We start from the raw sequence: 20,956 nt of genomic DNA on the forward strand, positions 1-20,956 counted from the left end.
AATGGAAAAATTAATACTGGTTAGCCATGGGACTTTTTGTGAGGGCATTAAAAACAGTGTAGAAATGATTCTTGGACCTCAAGCCCATCTTTATACCGTCGCCTTATTACCCCAAGAAGGGCCGGAAGACTTTGAAAAAAACTTTATGGCGCATATTGAAGCAGGCGATAAAGTGACCGTTTTTGCGGATTTATTAGGCGGTACACCATCTAATACTGTAGCAAAAAAGATTATGAATGGTGCGGATTATGATTTATACGTTGGGATGAATCTACCAATGATTATCAGTTATATCAATGGTCAAATGATTGGAGAACAACCAGATTACGTTAATAAAGCGCAAGAAGGTATTGTTAATGTGAACACATTGTTAAATCAAGATGATGACGACGATGATGAATAAACGCATCAAATTTAAGTGAAGAAGGTATACTATGGCATATGTAATTAGTAATGGCGTCATTTATACAGAAGAAGAAATCATTTCTGACGGGTATCTCGTAATAGAAGAAGGTAAAATTCGTGCAATTGAGAAAGGATCCTATGATGGCGATTTAGAAGTTATAGATGCGAAAGGGCACCATATTTTACCGGGCTTTATAGATATTCATATTCATGGAGGCTATGGCGAAGATGCCATGGATGCTTCTTATGAGGGCTTAAAACATTTAGCTGAACAGTTGTTATCTGAAGGAACAACGTCCTTTTTGGCAACGACAATGACACAATCGCAAGAAGCCATCGACAAAGCTTTAAAAAATATTCGCACGTACTATGAACAACAAGATCTTGAAAATGCTGCTGAAATCGCAGGGGTTCATTTAGAAGGACCGTTTATTTCTGAAAACAAAATTGGTGCGCAAAACCCGTCCTTTATTCAACGTCCGACCGTTGCATTGTTACAACAATTTCAAGAGACAGCAAAAGGATTGATTAAGATTGTTACAATTGCACCAGAAGTAGCGGGCGCTACTGAGGTGATAGAGACATTGAGAGACGACATCATTTTTTCAATGGGACATACAGAAGTAGACTTTGACGCGGCAAATCAAGCGGCCGATACCGGGGTTCAACATGTCACACATCTTTATAACGCAGGTGTCGGTTTCCATCATAGAAATCCAGGTATGTTTGGTGCGGCTTGGACGAATGGAAAACTGAGTACGGAACTGATTGTTGATGGTGTGCATTCTCATCCGATGTCCGTTGCGATTGCATATCAACATAAAGGCGCTGAAAAAATGTATTTAATTACCGATGCAATGCGTGCGAAAGGAATGCCGGATGGCGACTACGAATTAGGGGGTCAAAAAGTTATCGTTAAAGATAACGAAGCACATCTGGAGACGGGCTCACTTGCAGGCAGTATTTTGAAAATGAATAAAGGTTTACAAAATTTAATGCAATTTACAGGTGACACATTAGCTCATTTATGGCCAGTGACGAGTTTGAATCAAGCGAAGGCATTGAAAATAGATGACCGTAAAGGCAGTATTGCTGTAGGTAAAGACGCTGATTTGGTCATCGTTGACGATGAAATTACTGTTTATCAAACCATTAAGCAAGGACGTGTGCATCAATTCAAGTCATAGTTTGTAAGAATAAAATCCGAGATTTTTCGTAAATATAAACGAAATAATCTCGGATTTTGTTTTTATGACAGTGTGTCTCTATTTTATGCCTTAATATCAAATGTGATATTTTTCAAATCTTCTGTGTTGATGCTGACATTTTCACGATGAGATTGTAATGCTTTATCAACCTCTAATGTATAGCGGTTACCGTCTTTTGTATGAATGACAATCGTACCTGTTGGTAATTGATCGCCTTCATATAAACCGTAAGAAACATTCGCAAATCGAACGATATGATCTAATTCTTTAAGTGTAATCGTCCCTTTATCTAAAGTAATTGTACGTTTTGGTGTGAAAACCTGATTATTTACTGCGAATTTACCTTCTAATTCTAAGCGGATTTCATTTTCTTGTAATGCATGATTAGAAAGAACCCAGTTGTTATTAATGTTCTCTTTGTCATTAATTTTATCTTGACTATATCTTTCAAATAACTGTTGAACTTGCGTTTTTTGTGTAGCGTGCTCTATTGCTGGCGTAGATGAGGTTTCAGCTGCAAAGGTCGTACTTGTATAACTTAGAACGCTTGCTGCGACAGCGCTTGAGAGAATAAGTTGCTTCAATTTCATAGATGTTTCCTCTTTTCATAGATAGTTATATTCAAATTTTACCGAGCACCCTGCAAAAATACTATTAATTATTCGTTAAAAATCTCTTATTCCTTGCTTAATAAAGCTTAAAATAAAGTGTGACATTTATAAAAATGTTGTTGTCAAGAGGAATGACTTCGTATATAATGAAAGCGGTTAAATGAATAGCGTGTTACTGTGAAAACAGGCATGAGCAAAATATCAGCCATAATGATATGGCTTTATTTGCTCATGTCTTTTTTATTTACCAATTTTTACATATAGGGGTGTTTTAAATGATATTCAAGCGTTTTTTTGGTCAACTTCAACGTATTGGTAAAGCGTTGATGTTGCCTGTTGCGATTTTACCAGCTGCGGGGATTCTTCTTGCACTTGGGAATGCGATGCACAATGAACAGTTGGTCGCACTTGCGCCATGGTTAAAGTATGATGTCTTTGTCATGATATCGTCGATCATGGAGTCAGCGGGGCAAGTTATTTTTGATAACTTACCACTGTTATTTGCGGTGGGGACTGCTTTAGGATTAGCTGGCGGTGACGGTGTAGCAGCACTAGCGGCATTAGTCGGTTATCTCATTATGAATGCAACAATGGGAAAAGTGATGCACATTACAATCGATCAAATCTACTCATTCGCAGAGGGTGCGTCTACTTTAAGCCAAGCGAATAAGTTACCACAACATGCACTGATTTTAGGGATTCCTACACTTCAAACGGGTGTTTTTGGTGGGATTATTATCGGGGCATTAGCAGCATGGTGTTATAACAAGTTTTATAATATTACCTTGCCTCAATTTTTAGGGTTCTTTGCAGGTAAACGATTTGTACCTATCGTGACATCAGTTGTAGCGATTATTACGGGGATATTGCTAAGCTTTATTTGGCCACCAATCCAAGAAGGTTTAAATGGTTTATCGAACTTCTTATTAAATAAAAACCTTGTATTGACGACATTTATTTTTGGAATAATTGAGCGTTCCTTAATTCCATTTGGTTTACATCATATTTTCTATGCGCCATTCTGGTTTGAATTTGGTCATTACGTGAACCACGCAGGTGAAACGATTCGTGGGGACCAACGGATTTGGATGGAGCAATTGAAAGACGGGGTTGCATTTACAGCTGGTGCATTTACAACAGGGAAATATCCATTCATGATGTTTGGATTACCAGCGGCTGCTTATGCAATCTATCGTCAAGCGCGTCCAGAACGTAAAAAAATAGTTGCGGGTTTAATGTTATCAGCTGGTTTGACTGCTTTCTTAACAGGGATTACAGAACCACTTGAGTTCTCATTTTTATTCGTTGCACCTATTTTATACGTAGTACACGTCTTTTTAGCAGGTTCTTCATTCCTCATTATGCATTTATTAGATGTTAAAATCGGGATGACATTTTCGGGTGGCTTTATTGATTACGTTTTATACGGTTTACTGAATTGGGATCGAACACATGCCTTACGTGTAATTCCAGTGGGCATTGCTTATGCATTCATTTATTATTTTGTATTTTCATTCCTTATTAAGCGTATGAATTTAAAAACACCAGGGCGCGAAGACAAAGTGGAAGAACAAAGAAGTACAACTGTAGAGCGTTTACCTTTCGATGTGTTAGATGCAATGGGAGGTAAAGAAAACATTAAACATTTAGATGCATGTATTACGCGTTTACGTGTAGAAGTAAATGACAAAGCAAAAGTCGATGTCAACGCACTTAAAGGATTAGGTGCAGCAGGGGTGTTGGAAGTCGGCAATAACATGCAAGCGATCTTCGGACCAAAATCTGATCAAATTAAACATGATATGGCACTGATTATGAAAGGTGAAATTACAAGTCCGACTCAAACAACCGTTACAGATGATATCGATACGGATGTCGTTCAAATTGAAGGTACACGGAATGTCTCAGTTGTTGCCCCTGGCGATGGTAAAGTCATCCCATTATCAGATGTACCGGACCAAGTATTTTCACAAAAACTAATGGGTGATGGCGTCGCATTGATTCCACAGAATTCAGAAATTTGCGCACCTTTCAACGGAACAGTGAAAACCATTTTTCCAACTCGACATGCGATTGGTTTAGAGTCAACAGATGGTGTGGAATTGTTGATTCATATCGGTATCGATACTGTTAAATTAAATGGTGAAGGTTTTGAAGCGTTAGTCCAAGTGGATGAAGAAGTTGTAGAAGGTCAGCCGCTTATGAAAGTCGACTTGCCGTATCTTGAACAACACGCACCAAGCATTGTCACACCATTAATTGTAACGAATTTAGACGGTGGAAAACTTGAATTTGAAGCTGATCAAGAAGTGAAAAAAGGACAAAAATTATTTACAGTTACGCATGACGATGTAGAGTAATGACGAGTGGCTTCATTTGTGAGGCTACAAAATAACAGACACTAGACGAGGTTGGGAATGGTATCCCAATCTCGTTTCTTTTTATCATTTAGGCTGTTTTTTTATTGGGTGTGAGACTAAGATGAAGGATTTGTGACATATTTGTGATTTATTTCACAAAAGTATTGTAAAACACAAAATATTGACTTATGATAAATTCGAATAAAACGAAACGCGTTTCATTTTGAGAGGATGAAGGAAAATGAATAAAGTCAGTATTATTGGTGCAGGTGCAGTTGGTGCGACAACGGCCTATTTATTGTCTAATACAGAATGGATTGACGAAGTGGTTTTAGTCGACTTAGACAAGGCGCGTGCAACGGGGCAAGCCCTCGATATGATGCATGGTGTCGGGGTGTCGACTTCAAGAAAAGTGACGGCAGGGGATTATGCAGATACAGAGGATTCAGATATTGTGGTTATTACGATTGGGGTACCTGAAAAAGTCGGTGAATCCCGACTCGTTCCTATGCAAAAAAATGCAGATATTTTGAAAGACATCGTACCGCAGATTGTGAACTATAGCCCTAAAACCAAAATTATTACTGTGAGCAACCCGGTCGATATATTAGCGTATATGACCTATCAAGTTGCCCCTATCCCAGCTGCCAATGTGATAGGTCTAGGGACTTTGCTAGATACTTCAAGATTAAAATATATTTTGAGTGACTATTTCAATATCAGTCCACAAAGTATTACAGCTTCTGTTGTAGGGGAGCATGGTGATGCACAAGTTGTATTGTGGAGTCAAACACGAATTGGTGGCTTGTCCGTTCAAGATTTTGCTCAAACACAAGGTATGACCTTGCCACATGATTTTACTGAAGTCATTGCGCAACGTGTTAAAGAGACAGCTTTTGATGTTTGGCAAATGAAAGGGCCTAATTGTTTTTGTGTTGCAGATGCGATTAAATGCCTAATCGATGCATTATGTCACTCAGAACGACGTATTTTACCTGTATCTCACTTATATCAAACGCAAACAGGGAAAGAGGTTTATATCAGCCTACCTAGCATTGTCAGTCGCCAAGGTGTGGAACAACGGTTACCACAGTTGTTAAATGAAAAAGAGCATGCACAGTTATATGCTTCATGCGACGTGATGAGAAGCTACATTGATCAGTTAAAATGACTCGGGTTACGATACTAATAATAAGGAAGTTTTGAAGATGAATAAAAAAGCTAATGCAACTTTAAAAGGGACACGTGATATTAAAAATTTAATTAAATTTATTGTTGCTACGTTAATCGGGATTATAATTGTTTTGATTCCATTCTCATTTGCCAATGGTGTAGATACAATTTTGTTCCATTATATCAAGGTCTTTGTAGGTGCATTTCAATTTCCAATCACGCTACTCATCGCACTTATCTTTTGTATCAGTACGATAATGGCTATCATTGATCAAATTTGGAAGCCTGATTTTATTCGACAAAACCGCACATTAAAACCTTTGTTTTCAACGACACCTTTTTATACAGTCAACCGTATATTAGGAACATTGATTACACTCATGTGTTTGTTCCATATTGGACCGACATTTCTTATCTCTGAAGACACAGGTACAACGATGGTGAATTTAGCTGTTCAATTATCAGTGATTGTGCCCATTATGCTGTTATTTCAAACGTTTATTCTAGAATTTGGCGCTATGGAGTTTATTGGAGAGCTGATTGGTTTCCTTATCAAGCCTATCTTTAAAATCTCTGAAATCTGTGCAGTCAGTGCAATCAGTGCTTGGGTTGGACCGGGTAATGCGGCCATCTTAGCTTCGAAAGAGCTTTTTGAAAAAGGTTACTATACGGTTAAAGAAACCGCAATTTTAGGTAGTCAGTTTTCTACGTCGAGTATTGGTTGGGTTGTCCTCGTCTGCAGTGTGTTAGACGTCGTTGATTACTTTGGATATATCTTTCTTGGAATTACAATTATTGGAATGATTGTTGCATTCATATGTGTTCGTATTCCACCGATTTCGCAGTACCCGGACACGTATGTAGATGGTACGATAAAAACAGAGGAATCAACAGCTACACATCATCAAAAGTTTAAAACAGCTACTGTAATGGCTACAAAACGTGCTTCTGAAGTGACTGCGAGTAACTTTATAAATAAAAAAGATAATATGATGTTTTACGTTGTTTGGTTAATGCCGATTATCGTATGTTGGGGCACATTGGCATTAGCGATCTCGGTTTATACACCAGTTTTAGCATGGATTTCTTATCCAATTCAGTGGATTTTACAGATTGCAGGTATTCCTGAAGCCGCAACAACAGCGAGTGCCATCATGTCAGGCTTTGCAGATAATTATTTGCCAGTTATTTTAGGTTCACATATTACAGAAACTTCAAGTAAAGTTGTTATCGCAATGATGAGTATTTTACAATTAATCTTTTTATCTGAAATTGCGACGTTACTGACTTCAGCGAATGCGATTAAAAAGTTTTCACATATTGTCATTATTTTCTTGGAAAGAACGTTCATTGCCCTCCCTTTTGTGATATTATTTGTTAAACTTTTATTTTAGTCATTGCGTGAAAAAAGAAGGAAGTGACTTAAGTTGGCAGATTATACCCCGATTAAGACGGTTGTACAAGCGTTCGAAATTTTAGATTTACTTTCAGACAATCAAAAGATGGGTATCAGTGAAATGGCAAGGGTACTCAGTTTACCTAAAAGCACCATCTACAGAAATCTACGAACGCTTTCTGATTTGGCCATCGTAGAACAAGATATGAATGAAAATTACCATCTCGGTTACAAAATTTTAACTTATCAAAATCAAATTAAAAGTACAGATGCGCTCGTGAATCAACTGAAACCTTTTATGCAAAATTTAGTTCGAACAACTGGCGAATCTGTAAATCTTGGGATATTGCTTGAGGATGAGGTTCTGATTTTACATACCGAATATGGTGATCAATATACATTACAAACCCATCTGTCACCGACAACGCCCCTGCATTGTTCAGGGATTGGTAAATTGTTTCTGCATACATGGTCTGATGAAAAACTTACAGCTTATTTTTCTAGGGCTGAACGTCGAACGATTCATACGATAACAGAACTGGAACCATTTAAAGCGCATATGACGGCACGTGCGGATGCCCATTTAGCAATAGATAATGAAGAATACGAATATGGTTTAATGTGTATTGCAACGCCGATTTTAGACAAACATCATCAAATCCGTGCAGCGCTGAGTATCTCAGGTCCGGTCAGTCGTTTAGAGCATAAAGGTTTATCCACGATTAAAACAGCGTTGTTAAATGAAGCCCAAGAAGCGACCGATTATCTTCAAAATATTGGTTATTGGAAGTGAAAGCTAGACGATACAATCTTTTGAAAAGTGAAACAAAAAGAAACACACCCATCTAAGCGGGGGTAAGTTTTTTCTGCTTAGTATGGGTGTGATTTTATTTTTTTATATTATAGACGGTGCTATGTTTAATTTAATGAGTTAAGAGGTTCATTTAAGAATGTTGTGTCTTTTTCTGATAGTAATAAATCGGAATGCCTATCATTGTGACCCCGATACCTACGATTGCAAGAAGGGGCTGTGTGAATAGGGTATTAAGCAAGACAAAAGTACCTGCTAAAAGTGCAATCGCTGGTATAACGGGGTACAATGGCACTTTATATGGACGATGTAATTGAGGCTCTCGTTTTCTAAGTATAAATACTGCTAAGAAAGCCATACAATAAAATGTCCATATGACAAATATGAGCATATTTGTAATTGTGTCAAAAGCACCCAAGAGCATCATAATCGATGCAATGATGATTTGGATGATACCACCTAGCCATGGTGTGCGTGATGGTAATAAGTCTAAAAATAAACGCTTAAACGGAAGTTGATCGTGTTCTGCCATGGCATATGGAATACGCATCCCTGTCATCGTATAGCCATTCATCGTGCCATATACAGAAATCAAAATACCGATTGTGACTAATTTTCCGCCACCTGCACCAAATAATATAGAAGACGCTTCGCTTGCGGCATTCAAATTGCCTTCAATTTGGTGAAGTGGGAGAGTCATTAAAAATGTTGCGTTAATGAGTAAATAAACAATCATAACAAGACCGATACCGAGTGCAATCGCACCTGGTAAATCTTTTTTAGGGTTTTTCATTTCCCCGGCAATATTACCGACGTGGATCCAACCATCATATGCAAACATGGTTGCAAGTAGGCCTGCACCAATCGCTTCAAACCAGTTAGAGTCAGTACCATTTACAACGGGAAAGAGCGAAAATGATACATCACTACTATGAAAGAAACCAATGATGACAATCAGCGCAATTGGGATTAACTTGATGACGAGTGTGATAGATTGTAAAGTCCCGCCTGCCTTAGAGCCAAGAAAATTAATGAGTAGTATGGATACTGCACTGATGATAGCAATCGGTAATAACAAAGATGTCGTTAAATGCAATAAATTAATAATTTGAGTTGCAAATATAATCGCAAGTGCGGCGATATTTGCTGGAAAGTAAATAAATGCTTGCGCCCATCCAGACAAAAATCCCCAAAAGTCTCCATATGTGTATTCAATATATTTCGTGAGGCCACCTGTTTCAGGAATCGCTGCTGCGAGTTCAGCGCCGGTCAAACCTGCGCATATCGTCATAATACCACCTAGCAACCATACAAACAGGGCCATACTCGTAGAGCCAGTGACTTCACTTACACTTGATACTTTAAAAAATACACCCGCGCCAATGACTGAGCCCATCACAAGTGAAAGAGATGCGAAAAAGCCGATGTTTTTCTTTAAAGCTGTATCTGTACTCATGCTGTTGCCTCCAATTCTCTTGTTAGGATGGACTAACCTACGACACCTTTACTTGTGTCTGCAGGTTTTAATAAGTCATCGATAATATGTGAAACGCGAGTGAGGTCAACGTTACCTCCAGAGACTAAAGCGACAATATTTTTACCTTTAATCCAACGTGGATCGATTTTACCACTTAATAAGGCGGCTGTTGGTAATGCACCTGCACCTTCAGTAATGATTTTTGTCCGTTGCATTAAATGACGCATTGCGTTTGCAATTTCATCTTCTGAAACTAAAACGAATTCATCTACTAATTTTTCAACTACAGCATAAGTTTTGTCACCAGGGATTGCAACTTCTGTACCATCTGCAATCGTGTGTGCTGTGAATTGTGAAGTAATCTCTCCTGCCTTAATCGATGTTGCCATACCGTGCACATTTTCAGATTGTACACCAATGATATGAATGGATGGATTGAATGATTTTAAAGCGGTTGCTAGTCCAGAAATCAAACCACCGCCACCAACCGGTACAATGACAGTATCGACATCCCAAATTTGATCTAATATTTCTAGACCGATTGTTCCTTGGCCAGCCATAACTTCACAATCATCATAAGGATGCACAATCGTTTTACCTGTTTCTTGTGCCAACTGTTCCATATAAAGCCGGGAATCATTAAAAGTTTCGCCTTTGAGAATGACTTCAGCGCCGTAGCCTCGGGTGGCCTCTTGTTTTGAAATAGGTGCTTCTTCGGGCATCACAACAGTTGCATCAATACCGAGGAGTTGCCCAGTGAGCGCAAGACCTTGTGCATGGTTGCCGGCAGAAGCCGTAATAATACCTTTTGCTTTTTGTTCATCTGATAAATGCAAGATTTTATTAAGGGCACCTCTAAATTTGAATGAACCGGTGTATTGCATATTCTCAAGTTTTAAAAAAACGTTACCACCTGTAATATTGTTACTTAAAAACATTGATTTAATGAGGGGTGTTTCGCGAACGTAATCTTGAATCTTCATTTTTGCTTCTTTAACGTCTTGAATATTACAGTATTTTTCAGTTTGTATCATGACAGCATTTGTTGCCATAATCATCAACCTCTTTTCAAATTTATAATGGACACGCTAGATTAGATCTTCTAATTTTTCATACGGCATATCATGTGATTCGGCTAAGCCTTGATTTGTAATGTGGCCTTGATAAATATTGACGCCGGATGCTAAAACAGGATTTTCTTTAATTGCTTGTTCGATGCCTTTGTTGCTAATTTCAGATAAGAAATCAATGTTACCAGCTGCTAACACCATTGTTGAGGTACGAGGAACAGCGCCAGGTTGGTTAGGTACAGCATAGTGAATAACACCATCCTCAACATATATTGGATCACCAATTGTTGTTGGACGAATGCCTTCAACGGTACCACCTTGATCAATGGCAATATCAACAAGAACAGAGCCTTTTTTCATACGACGTACCATGTCTCTAGTGACAAGTTTAGGTGGTTTTGAGCCTGGGATTAAAATTGTTGAAATAAAGACATCAGCTGTTTGGATTTCACGGGCTAAGTTGGCTTCATTAGATTTCACGACAGTGACGTTATCGTTTTTGAAGTGTGATTCAAGCCAAGCAATACGTTCATCTTTTAATTCAATAATGACGACTTCAGCTTGCAGACCTAAAGCAATTGTCGCTGCATTTAATCCCGCAGAGCCTCCGCCAAAGATAACCACTTTACCAGCAGGAATGCCTGAAATGGCATCAATTCCAGAAATTAAAATACCTTCACCTTGGTGTTGTGCTTCTAAATAATAAGCACCCATTAACATCGAACGACGACCTGCAATGGCACTCATAGGCTCTAATAAAATGGCTTTTCCATCTTGTTCAATGGTTTCTCCACCAATCGCAGTAACTCCTGCTTCTTGCATCTTTTCAACTGTTTTTTTAGATGATGCAAGGTGTTGAAAGCCCCAAATCACTTGTCCTTTTTTGAAATATTGAAATTCTTTTTCATGAGGTTCTTTAACTTTAATAATTAAATCAGCTTCCCAACATTTTTCATGTGAAGCAAGTATTGCACCTGCAGCTTCATAAGCTTCGTTTGTAAAACCAGAACCTGCGCCTGCATCATGCTCAACATAGACTTCATGTCCCTGATCTTTAAGAATTTGAGCATTTTCAGGTGTACAGCCGACACGACCTTCGCCAGCTTTTAATTCTTTGACAATACCAATTTTCATGCAAACCACTCCTAGTGAGGAAATTGAAACTTAATTTTGATTGAAATGATAAATAGATATCATTTTTAATATTAAAAATAACGTTATAAAGTGTCTATAGCTATAGAGAATGTGAATTAATTCACATAAATAGTAAACGAAAAGTTGTACAATGTCAAACAATAATACGATAAATTTAAAATAAAAATATAATCGGAATCATCTGAATGTTCAAATATTTTATTTAACCCTTGATAAGATTGCTTACAAAATGTTTCACGACAAAATATTTAAAAGAATAATATTTCTATATAACTGTCTTTTTAAAAGATATTGTAGGATATTAAAAAGTCTTATGACTATTATATTTGTCATTTTGACAATGATAATGTATATTAAAAAGAAGCATGTGACGATGAGCAATAGATTAAAAGCATTAAGAGCAAGAAAGGGCTATAACCAAACACAATTAGTGAAACGGGCAGGTATCCCAAGACAAACAGTTTTTTTAATAGAGCGGAACGAATTTACACCCTCGATTTTGACAGCAGTTAAAATCTCCCGTGTAATTAAAGAACGTGTCGAAGATGTATTTATTATCGAGGAGGAAGAATGATGAAAGTGAAACGATATATATTATTAATCCTTTTAGGAGCCGTTATAGGTGGGATAATTGGAGTATCAAGTGACTGGATTGATTTAAAAGGGTGGATGAATGCCGATCAATTCGCAACGACTTCCTTTATCATATGGATGACCCTCATTTTTTCAGCACTTATTTTGCTATTGACACTTATTCAGGCCAAAGTACAACATGAAGCGATACGCTATAAAAACCAATTTTCTAGTCATATGGGCGGGGACCAAACCGACCAGATAGAAAGAAAAGCAAACATTAAGTTTCTCACTGCATCAGTCATTGTTTATGGACAATATGTATTAAGTTTTATCAGTTTATTACTTTTAGTAATTGGAGGTGCTGATAGTGAGGGTTTACTTATAATAGGCATGATTCCGTTTTTACTTGTATCGGTGTCAGCGGTGATGGTCGGGGTGTTTCAACATCGTTTTGACGCTAGAATGCCGAAGTTAGGGGAAGCAAATTATGTTGAAAAAAGTATGCAGATAATGGATGAAGGTGAGCGTCACATTGCGATTGTATCGATGTTTAAAGTGTATCACTTTAATATCTCTTTACTGCTTCTCGGTATCTTAGTGTTAGTGTGGATTTCAATTGTTGGAAATTATAATCAAGCACCAGGCATCATTGCTTTGATCATCCTTTTCGGATACAATGCTTTTGGTTATTTATGGAAGGTGAGTCGCTTTTATCGTGAATAGCAGAAAGTGTGCCGGGGGACTGACCGAACACTGAAGTCACTCTAAAATAGTATGATAAATAGGGCTAGGACGCGTTGGCACCCTAGCCCTAAAAATCCTGATTATTAATCAATTCAATAAAAGTCAATCTGTGATGTAATAGCTTAATGACTCGAGAGGATAACCTTTAACGTGCCTTCTTTGGCAGCATTGCTGAATACATCATAAGCTTTTAACATTTCATCAAGTTTGAAGCGATGTGTAATGAGCTTTTCAGGTTGGACTTTACCTGACTCCACAGTTTTTAATAATAAAGGTGTTGAATAGGCACTGACAAGACCTGTAGTAATAGAAATATTTTTAATCCACAACTCTTCTAGGTGGAGGTCGACTTTTGTACCATGTACGCCAATGTTAGCGATGCGACCGCCTGGACTAATAATCTCTTGGCAAAGCTCAAATGTGGCTGGAATTCCTACTGCTTCCATTGCGACATCGACGCCGCGGCCTTCAGTTACCGCTTTGATTTTTTCCATCACATTTTCTGTTTTGCTGTTGATCAATTGTGTTGCACCTAAATCTTTGGCAGCTTGCAGACGATTGTCATCTAAATCGATCATAATAATTTCTGCTGGAGAATAAAATTGAGCCGTAAGCACGGCTGATAAACCAATCGGACCTGCGCCGACAATAGCAACCGTGTCGCCTGGGTTAACTTTAGCGCTTAAAGTGCCAATTTCAAAACTTGTTGGCAAAATATCGCTTAACATGACTAAAGCTTCCTCACTTACACCATCTGGTACGCGATGCAAACTATTGTCAGCATGTGGAATACGAACATATTCCGCTTGTGTGCCGTCAATCAGGTGGCCTAAAATCCAACCGCCATCTTCACAGTGTGCATAAAGTTGCTTTTTGCAATAGTAACAAGAACCGCATGCTGTTACTGCCGAAATAATGACTTTATCCCCTTTTTTGAATTGTGTCACAGAGTCTCCCACTTCTTCCACAACACCGACACCTTCATGACCTAAAATACGACCATCAGTCACCGCTGGGACGTCGCCTTTTAAAATGTGTAAATCTGTTCCACAAATCGTTGTTTTTAAAATCTTAACAATCACATCCGTTGGCTTCTGCAATGTAGGCTTTTCGACTTCAATCCATTCCTTTTGGCCGGGTCCACGATATACAAGTGCTTTCATTATGGAATCACCTCTTCATAGATTTGCCTTCATTCTGTCATATTTTCAGAAAATTTTCAACTTTTAATTGTATCAGGTTAAATATAAATTAATGCATATTTTAATTATAAAATCAATCAAGCTCTATTTATGGGGGTTTCCCGCTCTACAATATGGATGCTCGATTTCGATGATGATTTGTCGAATTGAAAACAGATTACCCCACATAAGATTAAAAATTTGTCTAATTTTTAAAATTTTTTCGACTCGCTAAATATTAGTGTAGAAAAGTAATCCGCTGATCATGGATGAGTGAAAAGAGCCGCCAGTTATCACAGTGAGATGAGATAAAACGTCAGATAAAAACGGGCGGTCCAATGCGATATCCTAAATATAGTGCAGAGAAATAAGGTTGGACACAGTTAAAAATATTAGGAATGAATGTAATATTCCAAAAAGAAGCGTCAATACGGATTGCTAACAAGTGGTTTTTAAAAGATGTATTTGTGAAAAAATGAATTAAAAGTTTATTTAAAATAGTAAAAAAGTAAAATGAGTGAACAATGCTTTTATTTAAGCTTAAAAATTTGTTTGCAATATAGTATAAAAACGCTTACAATTCTATCGATATAGTCATCTAGTCATTAGATGTCTATTTAAGGAGAAAGAGATATGAGGGGGATCCAAAAATGAATACCTTATTAATGATTGTGGCGTTAAGTGCTGTCATTGCGCCATTTATATGTTTGGTATTATTACGTATGTCTGCACTTGTGGGGATGACGATTAGTGCCATAGTTGTCACTGTATTAGGGTTCTTTGTGTGGGGAATCGATGCAGGTGTCATTGGTGCTTCGCTATTACAAGGGACACATAAAACATTAACGATTATATTAATTTTATTCGGTGCATTAACTTTATTAAATACATTAAGAGAAACAAACGCTGTCGCACGTATTAATGCGAGTTTTCAAAGTATCTCAAGTGATATGCGCATTCAAGTGATTATCGTTGCTTTTTTATTTGGTTCACTCATTGAAGGAGCATCAGGATTTGGGACACCTGCAATGGTGACGGCACCGTTAATGGTGGCTTTAGGCTTTAGACCTATTGTCAGTGTCACAACGGCATTGATTGCGGATAGTATTTCCGTTTCATTTGGTGCTGTAGGGACGCCAATATTAGTCGGTTTAAGTACACTTAAAAATGCGGATGATACATTGTTTTCACAAACTGCGATTCACATTACACTTATCGATTTATTAAGTGGTGTCTTTATTCCATTGATGATTGTAGCAACAATGGTTATCTTTTTTGGTCAATCTCATAAGTTAAAGGCGATTTTAGAAATGGTACCTTGGACGTTAATTGTAGGGGTGGCTTATGCTGTTTCTGCATGGGGATATGCAACTTTAATCGGTCCAGAATTTGTATCGATTTTAGGTTCATTAACTGCTTTAGTTGTCGCAGTACTTTTGACTAAAAAAGGTTGGTTCGTACCTAAAAATGAATGGAAAGACGCATTAGTGGAGGATCATATCGAAGCGGATTTATCTAAACCACATGAAATGAATTTGTTTTCAGCATGGTCACCGTACTTAATTGTGGTCGCTTTATTACTCTTAACACGTATCGTAGAACCAATTAAAGCTTTTACAACGAAGACGCTCGATTTATCATGGAACCATATTTTAGGTTATGATACGATCTCGTCTAGTTGGCAATTATTGTATTCACCAGGGACCATTTTATTTATAGCTGCAATCTTTGCGGTGATTATTCAACGTAAATCATTTAAAAACTTAGGGAAGGCGTGTAAAGATTCTGCCAAAACGATTCGTACAACAGGTGTTACACTTGTCGCAACTTTGGCGATGGTCCACGTCTTTAGTAACTCAGGCTTAAATACGAAAGAATTGATTAGTATGCCGGAATACATAGCAAATGGTATGGCGCATACATTTGGTGATATGTGGCTCTTTGTTGCTCCGTTTTTAGGCGCACTGGGTTCATTCATCACAGGAAGTGCAACAGTTTCGACACTTACCTTTGCGCCAGTTCAAGCAAATATTGCGCATACGATTGGTGCAGATCTCTATACCGTTTTAGCCGCGCAAGTCATTGGTGGTGCAGCAGGGAATATGATCTGTGTTCATAACGTTGTGGCCGTATGTGCGGTTGTCAACATGGCAGGTAAAGAAGGTGGCGTCATTCGTAAAACTTTAGGACCTGCACTCCTTTATTGTGCACTCGTTGGATTGAGTGCTTACATTTTCGTTACATTTTTCTTTTAAATTATGAGTGGAATATATGAAAGTCACAGTAGCTCAAATAGAGTCGTCTACATAGACGTCATGACGTAAAACAATAGAATAGCCTTTTTCAAGTGGCTGTGCAGATGCTGTTCAGTTTGCACATCACTTAGGCGGGACGATGAAATCAAATCGATTTCTGTCTCGTCTTTTTTTTTATCTTTCAAAAATGATTAGCGCTTAATTGTAAACTTGAATATATAATAAGTTTACAATTAAAAGTGGAATGATTAAGATATGGTTTGTAAAGATTTTTTTAAAGAGGTGAATGAATTTGAAACTTTTTGTGACTGGAACGGCCACAGATATTGGAAAAACATATGTGACAAAGCATTTATTTCATTTTTTACAACAACAGGGGTGGCGTACGACAATCTTCAAGCCTTTTCAGACAGAGGTGCTAGCTGATGGCACTTACCCCGACTTAGAAAGTTACAAAAGGGACTGTGGTTTGAGTTATGAAAGAACGTCACTTTATACATTTAAAGATCCGGTTTCTCCACATTTAGCTTTTAAACGTGAGCCGCAACAGCATTTTGATCTTCAATCCGTTATTGATCGTATCCAAACGTTAGACGCACAGTTTGATATTGTCATTATTGAAGGTGCAGGTGGCATTGCTGTTCCGATATATGAAGGAGAAACAGAATTTTATATGACGACAGACTTGATTCGTGAAACAGCAGATTTAGTTCTGACGATTTTACCTGCGCAATTAGGTGCTATTAGTGATGCTGTCGTTCATCATCATTTTATCCAGTCGATGGCATTACCACCGACGCTATTCATGCTCAATCGCTATCAATATCGTCCATTAGAACTAGATAATTTTGAAACGATAGAAAAATTAACAGGTCAATCTCTCGAAGTGTTCCCAGAAAATGGGACGGCATTAGACTTCTCAGAATCTTTCTTATCAAAAATTAAAGGAGCGGTTAATGATGAAACATAAGGCACTAGTTCAAAAAGATTTAGAGTACGTATGGCACCCTTTTACGCAAATGGGGGTGTATGCTGAAAAAGAACCAATAATTATCGAAAGTGGCAAAGGGAGTTATTTATATGATACGAAAGGACGGCGTTATTTAGATGGCTATGCCTCTCTATGGGTTAATGTACATGGCCATCAAGATCAGCAGTTAAATCGCGCAATTCAAAAGCAGTTAAAGTCCATTGCGCATTCAACCCTTTTAGGTTCATCAAATATTCCTTCCATCAAGCTTGCGGAAAAGTTAGTTCAAATCACACCTGAACGGTTGAAAAAAGTGTTCTATTCAGACACAGGGAGTGCAGCTATTGAAATCGCCATTAAAATTGCATATCAATATTGGAAAAATAAAGACCCTGAAAAGTATGCGAAGAAAAATAAATTTTTGACCCTACATCAAGCTTATCATGGCGATACAATTGGGTCGGTGAGTGTCGGTGGAATCGATACATTTCATCGCATTTTTAATGACTTAATCTTTGAAAATATCCAAGTGCCATGCCCTTCTTATTATCACAGTGATGCTGAATCAGAAGAAGAAATGATAGCGCACATACTCGACCAAATTGAAAAGCTATTACAAACGCGCGGTGATGAAATTGTAGGGTTTGTTATTGAGCCATTAATTCAAGGCGCAACAGGTTTGTTTGTACATCCTAAAGGCTTTTTGAAAGCTGTGGAACAATTATGTAGAAAGTATAACGTGTTACTGATTGTTGACGAAGTGGCAGTTGGTTTTGGTCGTACTGGTAAGATGTTTGCATGTGAGCATGAAGATGTGCAACCTGATTTGATGTGCTTAGGCAAAGCCATCACAGGAGGCTATGTTCCGCTTGCTGCAACGTTAACGTCACAAGAAATATATGATGCCTTTTTAAGTCATACGCATGCCGAAAAGACATTTTTTCACGGTCATACGTATACAGGAAACCAAGTCGTATGTGCCGTAGCATTAGAAAATATTAAATTATTTAAAAAACGTCATCTTATATCGCAAATTCAAAAAACATCACAAACGCTTGCACAACAATTACATACGCTATCCACTCATCCTTATGTAGGGGATATTCGAGGTAGAGGTTTGATGTATGGTGTAGAGCTCGTCGCAAATAAAGAACAAAAGACGCCGTTAGCAATAGAAAGTGTGGAAGCCATTATTAATCAGTGTAAACAAGAAGGGCTTATGATTCGAAATTTAGAAAATGTCATTACATTTGTGCCCGTTTTGAGTATGTCGAACAAGGAAATTAAAAAAATGGTGCGTATTTTTAAAAAAGTGCTTTTAAATCAGTACCGTGTTGAATCGGTGGGAGGCGCCTCTCGATGAACTTAGAACATAAGCTAGCCAAAATTAAGGCCCAAGGTCATTTTAGAGAACTCAAACCCGTTGAACGGTTAGAAGGAAAATGGCTGACAATGGATGGACAAAAGTTACTTAATTTTACTTCGAATGATTATTTAGGCTTAGGTCAAGCGCCGTTTTTTCTAAATGTCACAGATGAAGAACATTTAGCTGTCTTTGAAAATTTGGCGAGTTCAAGGTGGGTAAGTGGCAACGCTGAAATATATGAAGCAATCGAAACGACAATGTGCCAACATTTTGGTTTTGAAGCAGCGCTCATAACGAATAGTGGTTATGATGCCAATTTAGCTGTATTTCAAGCTTTTCAAGATGAATCTGTTGTTGTCTTTTCTGATGCAGAGAATCATGCGAGTTTGATTGATGGTATTCGCTTAAGTCGTATTGACAAAGAAATCTATCGACATCGAGATGTGCAACATTTGGAAAATTTGTTGGCACAATATCCAAAATCAAAGACTAAAATCATTGTGACAGACAGTGTGTTTTCAACGAACGGTGGACTTGCGGATTTACAACAGCTTGTTCAACTAAAAAAGCACTATCCGAATACATGGCTTTTTGTAGATGACGCCCATGCATTTGGATTAAGGTTACATCCATATTATGAAGATATTGATATTTTAACGACCAGCTTATCGAAAGCAGTAGGTGCACATGGAGGCGCGATATTATGTTCCGCATTGTTTAAAACAGTATTGATTAACACCGCACGGGCACTCATCTATTCAAGTGCACTGCCACTCTTTAATTTATATCGCATTCAAAACAATCTAAGCTTGATGTTGAAAGATACAGAGCGAAGTCAAAAGCTACAACAGTTAAGTCAAAGTTTTAATGAATTATATGCTGAATATACGCAAAAGTGCTATCCAGAGATGGCTTTGTCTCCAATTAAACAAATTACATTTACTGATAATACAAAGGCTGTAAAGGCACAAGAACAATTGAGCACACAGGGCATATTATTAAGCCTCTTTCGATATCCAACAGTCCAACAGCCAATTTTACGCATTTCACTTTCTTGGTTGCATCATAAACATGACATTGAGCGACTTTTTGAAGTCATGGAAGAAATTCAGTGAAGGAGGCCGAGCATGTACAGTGTAAAAATGAGAGCGAATCAAAATGAGCAACATACAAGCGGTGCAGAAACGATTTGTGAAAAAGAGCAGATTGTTGATGTGATTCAAGCATTTTTTGAAAAGGGGTTTCATCATGAAAATGGAGAAGCAGATTTTTTGAATTTAAAAATTGAAAAAGTGACTCAACCGTTACTGCGTTTACCGGCACTACCAATCATCGATCGTCCGGACGATAAGGTTGCGCAATTATGCAATGAAAATGATATTACACAAGAGGCGTTAAACAAAGGGATGGCATATATTTTTAATTCGATTCAATATTCGGGGGCTTTGATTTTAAGTGCAAAAACGGGTGAACGATTAGATAGAAGTGGTGACAGAGGTATACGTGTCACACAATTTTGCTTTGATGACCAAACATCTCAAACCTACACAGCTCGCGTCAAAGATGCACTGGCTATTGCCAGTTGTACGACTGCTTCGCCCTTTGTAAAAGGGGAGCTCTGCGTGTCCGATGATTTGAACTATACAACGGGATATTTTGCAACACGTGGAACAGGCTATCATCGTATTCATCAAATCAAGGCAGCAGGGACGCGTCAAGGTGGACGTATTATTTTTGTGGATGACCATATTCACCTTGAACACTATGTCACTTTTTTAGAACAGCAGCCAAAACAAATTACGACAATGGATTGCTCAAAGGAAAAATAGGAAGCGGAATAGATAGCCGTTGTTCTTGATTTTCTTAAAGGCACTTTTCAGTTTCAAATTGAATCATACAATCTATATCACTGTGTCACTATTGATACTGATACACCTTATTATTCTAAAAATCGACGTCTTACTCTCATACCTAAAAATAGGCCTAAAAGAAAGAGTAATACTGTGACACCTTGTGTTTGCCAATGAGCAGTAATATGGAGTGCTGGTAAAAGAACAAAGAGCACGGTATAAACAAAAATCATATAAGAAATAATAAATAGGAAAGCGAGTTTTTTCATTTTAATCTCCTTCATTAGATAATTATTTCCCATTGTACCTGAATGATTTGGATGATATCATAAGGCAAAAATAAAGTTA

Annotated in this window: 19 protein-coding genes; 13 read left to right on the forward strand and 6 right to left on the reverse strand. The window is 37.8% G+C overall.

The genetic code is table 11. The features are described from left to right. Window position 1 precedes the first annotated feature (1 nt). Together KM149_RS01140 and nagA are read left to right on the forward strand one after the other, a co-directional pair. Window positions 2–403: a PTS sugar transporter subunit IIA gene (locus KM149_RS01140; protein WP_060829269.1), complete on the forward strand. Its 402-nt coding sequence runs from the start codon at window positions 2–4 to the stop codon at window positions 401–403. Window positions 404–434: 31 nt separating this feature from the next. Further along, window positions 435–1,592 (forward strand): N-acetylglucosamine-6-phosphate deacetylase, encoded by a 1,158-nt coding sequence (gene nagA, locus KM149_RS01145; RefSeq protein ID WP_165545794.1) that lies wholly within the window; start codon window positions 435–437, stop codon window positions 1,590–1,592. Between the two features lie 83 nt (window positions 1,593–1,675). Here nagA and KM149_RS01150 read toward each other — a convergent pair whose 3' ends face one another. Next, window positions 1,676–2,203 carry an exotoxin beta-grasp domain-containing protein gene (locus KM149_RS01150; protein WP_060829271.1) on the reverse strand — a complete coding sequence of 176 codons (528 nt, stop codon included), beginning with the start codon at window positions 2,201–2,203 and terminating at the stop codon, window positions 1,676–1,678. 299 nt (window positions 2,204–2,502) lie between these two features. On the opposite strand from KM149_RS01150, the gene ptsG reads away from it, so the two are divergent. The 4 genes from ptsG to KM149_RS01170 all read left to right on the forward strand — a co-directional run bounded on the left by ptsG (window position 2,503) and on the right by KM149_RS01170 (window position 7,946). Beyond that, window positions 2,503–4,584: a glucose-specific PTS transporter subunit IIBC gene (ptsG, locus tag KM149_RS01155; RefSeq protein WP_165545822.1), complete on the forward strand. Its 2,082-nt coding sequence runs from the start codon at window positions 2,503–2,505 to the stop codon at window positions 4,582–4,584. 241 nt (window positions 4,585–4,825) lie between these two features. Then, window positions 4,826–5,755: a lactate/malate family dehydrogenase gene (locus KM149_RS01160; protein ID WP_165545792.1), complete on the forward strand. Its 930-nt coding sequence runs from the start codon at window positions 4,826–4,828 to the stop codon at window positions 5,753–5,755. A gap of 37 nt (window positions 5,756–5,792) precedes the next feature. Continuing rightward, the gene (locus tag KM149_RS01165) at window positions 5,793–7,151 is read left to right on the forward strand and encodes a YjiH family protein (RefSeq protein WP_060829274.1); all 1,359 of its coding nucleotides are present in this window, start codon (window positions 5,793–5,795) and stop codon (window positions 7,149–7,151) included. Window positions 7,152–7,184: 33 nt separating this feature from the next. Then, window positions 7,185–7,946, forward strand: coding sequence for an IclR family transcriptional regulator (locus tag KM149_RS01170; RefSeq protein WP_214971460.1), 762 nt, complete (start codon window positions 7,185–7,187; stop codon window positions 7,944–7,946). Between the two features lie 151 nt (window positions 7,947–8,097). Here KM149_RS01170 and KM149_RS01175 read toward each other — a convergent pair whose 3' ends face one another. The 3 genes from KM149_RS01175 to KM149_RS01185 are packed head-to-tail and all read right to left on the reverse strand — an operon-like array spanning window position 8,098 to window position 11,645. Beyond that, complete coding sequence (locus KM149_RS01175) at window positions 8,098–9,420, reverse strand: APC family permease (RefSeq protein WP_060829276.1); 1,323 nt, start codon at window positions 9,418–9,420, stop codon at window positions 8,098–8,100. 32 nt (window positions 9,421–9,452) lie between these two features. Continuing rightward, a complete protein-coding gene (gene tdcB, locus KM149_RS01180; protein ID WP_050329771.1) occupies window positions 9,453–10,493 on the reverse strand; it encodes a bifunctional threonine ammonia-lyase/L-serine ammonia-lyase TdcB in 1,041 nt (346 codons plus the stop codon). Window positions 10,494–10,529: 36 nt separating this feature from the next. Continuing rightward, complete coding sequence (locus KM149_RS01185) at window positions 10,530–11,645, reverse strand: alanine dehydrogenase (protein WP_050329772.1); 1,116 nt, start codon at window positions 11,643–11,645, stop codon at window positions 10,530–10,532. A gap of 394 nt (window positions 11,646–12,039) precedes the next feature. Here KM149_RS01185 and KM149_RS01190 point away from each other — a divergent pair, with 394 nt between their 5' ends. Both KM149_RS01190 and KM149_RS01195 read left to right on the forward strand, forming a co-directional pair. After that, window positions 12,040–12,240 (forward strand): helix-turn-helix transcriptional regulator, encoded by a 201-nt coding sequence (locus KM149_RS01190; RefSeq protein ID WP_060830490.1) that lies wholly within the window; start codon window positions 12,040–12,042, stop codon window positions 12,238–12,240. Continuing rightward, on the forward strand, window positions 12,240–12,965 hold the full coding sequence (locus KM149_RS01195) for a DUF3169 family protein (RefSeq protein WP_214971454.1): 726 nt from the start codon (window positions 12,240–12,242) through the stop codon (window positions 12,963–12,965). Before KM149_RS01190 ends, KM149_RS01195 begins: the two co-directional genes overlap by 1 nt. 143 nt (window positions 12,966–13,108) lie before the next feature. Here the strand turns inward: KM149_RS01195 and KM149_RS01200 are convergent, their stop codons facing one another. Continuing rightward, the gene (locus tag KM149_RS01200; protein ID WP_241415474.1) at window positions 13,109–14,149 is read right to left on the reverse strand and encodes a zinc-dependent alcohol dehydrogenase family protein; all 1,041 of its coding nucleotides are present in this window, start codon (window positions 14,147–14,149) and stop codon (window positions 13,109–13,111) included. A 668-nt stretch (window positions 14,150–14,817) separates the two neighbouring features. On the opposite strand from KM149_RS01200, the gene KM149_RS01205 reads away from it, so the two are divergent. From KM149_RS01205 to KM149_RS01225, 5 genes are all read left to right on the forward strand, one after another. After that, a complete protein-coding gene (locus KM149_RS01205) occupies window positions 14,818–16,422 on the forward strand; it encodes an L-lactate permease (RefSeq protein WP_050329776.1) in 1,605 nt (534 codons plus the stop codon). A gap of 292 nt (window positions 16,423–16,714) precedes the next feature. Next, entirely contained in the window at window positions 16,715–17,392 is a 678-nt protein-coding gene (gene bioD / locus KM149_RS01210; RefSeq protein ID WP_214971446.1) for a dethiobiotin synthase, read from the forward strand. Continuing rightward, the gene (gene bioA / locus KM149_RS01215; protein ID WP_214971443.1) at window positions 17,382–18,755 is read left to right on the forward strand and encodes an adenosylmethionine--8-amino-7-oxononanoate transaminase; all 1,374 of its coding nucleotides are present in this window, start codon (window positions 17,382–17,384) and stop codon (window positions 18,753–18,755) included. The genes bioD and bioA overlap by 11 nt, the downstream gene beginning before the upstream one ends. Next, complete coding sequence (locus tag KM149_RS01220; RefSeq protein WP_214971440.1) at window positions 18,752–19,873, forward strand: aminotransferase class I/II-fold pyridoxal phosphate-dependent enzyme; 1,122 nt, start codon at window positions 18,752–18,754, stop codon at window positions 19,871–19,873. Before bioA ends, KM149_RS01220 begins: the two co-directional genes overlap by 4 nt. A gap of 12 nt (window positions 19,874–19,885) precedes the next feature. Further along, window positions 19,886–20,587: a 6-carboxyhexanoate--CoA ligase gene (locus KM149_RS01225; protein ID WP_165545781.1), complete on the forward strand. Its 702-nt coding sequence runs from the start codon at window positions 19,886–19,888 to the stop codon at window positions 20,585–20,587. A gap of 110 nt (window positions 20,588–20,697) precedes the next feature. On the opposite strand, the gene KM149_RS01230 is transcribed toward KM149_RS01225, so the two are convergent. Beyond that, on the reverse strand, window positions 20,698–20,877 hold the full coding sequence (locus tag KM149_RS01230) for a hypothetical protein (protein WP_165545780.1): 180 nt from the start codon (window positions 20,875–20,877) through the stop codon (window positions 20,698–20,700). Window positions 20,878–20,956: the final 79 nt, after the last annotated feature.

Origin of the sequence: Staphylococcus coagulans, assembly GCF_022557135.1 — a bacterium.
GTDB lineage: Bacteria > Bacillota > Bacilli > Staphylococcales > Staphylococcaceae > Staphylococcus > Staphylococcus coagulans.

What these genes read in the sequence shown, in the direction of transcription:
- KM149_RS01230 (WP_165545780.1), bottom strand. Translation starts at nt 20,877, where the DNA reads ATGAAAAAACTCGCTTTCCTATTTATTATTTCTTATATGATTTTTGTT.
- KM149_RS01200 (WP_241415474.1), bottom strand. Translation starts at nt 14,149, where the DNA reads ATGAAAGCACTTGTATATCGTGGACCCGGCCAAAAGGAATGGATTGAA.
- KM149_RS01220 (WP_214971440.1), top strand. Translation starts at nt 18,752, where the DNA reads ATGAACTTAGAACATAAGCTAGCCAAAATTAAGGCCCAAGGTCATTTT.
- KM149_RS01175 (WP_060829276.1), bottom strand. Translation starts at nt 9,420, where the DNA reads ATGAGTACAGATACAGCTTTAAAGAAAAACATCGGCTTTTTCGCATCT.
- KM149_RS01150 (WP_060829271.1), bottom strand. Translation starts at nt 2,203, where the DNA reads ATGAAATTGAAGCAACTTATTCTCTCAAGCGCTGTCGCAGCAAGCGTT.
- KM149_RS01205 (WP_050329776.1), top strand. Translation starts at nt 14,818, where the DNA reads ATGAATACCTTATTAATGATTGTGGCGTTAAGTGCTGTCATTGCGCCA.
- KM149_RS01140 (WP_060829269.1), top strand. Translation starts at nt 2, where the DNA reads ATGGAAAAATTAATACTGGTTAGCCATGGGACTTTTTGTGAGGGCATT.
- KM149_RS01185 (WP_050329772.1), bottom strand. Translation starts at nt 11,645, where the DNA reads ATGAAAATTGGTATTGTCAAAGAATTAAAAGCTGGCGAAGGTCGTGTC.
- KM149_RS01190 (WP_060830490.1), top strand. Translation starts at nt 12,040, where the DNA reads ATGAGCAATAGATTAAAAGCATTAAGAGCAAGAAAGGGCTATAACCAA.
- KM149_RS01160 (WP_165545792.1), top strand. Translation starts at nt 4,826, where the DNA reads ATGAATAAAGTCAGTATTATTGGTGCAGGTGCAGTTGGTGCGACAACG.
- KM149_RS01165 (WP_060829274.1), top strand. Translation starts at nt 5,793, where the DNA reads ATGAATAAAAAAGCTAATGCAACTTTAAAAGGGACACGTGATATTAAA.
- KM149_RS01225 (WP_165545781.1), top strand. Translation starts at nt 19,886, where the DNA reads ATGTACAGTGTAAAAATGAGAGCGAATCAAAATGAGCAACATACAAGC.
- bioA (WP_214971443.1), top strand. Translation starts at nt 17,382, where the DNA reads ATGAAACATAAGGCACTAGTTCAAAAAGATTTAGAGTACGTATGGCAC.
- nagA (WP_165545794.1), top strand. Translation starts at nt 435, where the DNA reads ATGGCATATGTAATTAGTAATGGCGTCATTTATACAGAAGAAGAAATC.
- tdcB (WP_050329771.1), bottom strand. Translation starts at nt 10,493, where the DNA reads ATGGCAACAAATGCTGTCATGATACAAACTGAAAAATACTGTAATATT.
- KM149_RS01195 (WP_214971454.1), top strand. Translation starts at nt 12,240, where the DNA reads ATGAAAGTGAAACGATATATATTATTAATCCTTTTAGGAGCCGTTATA.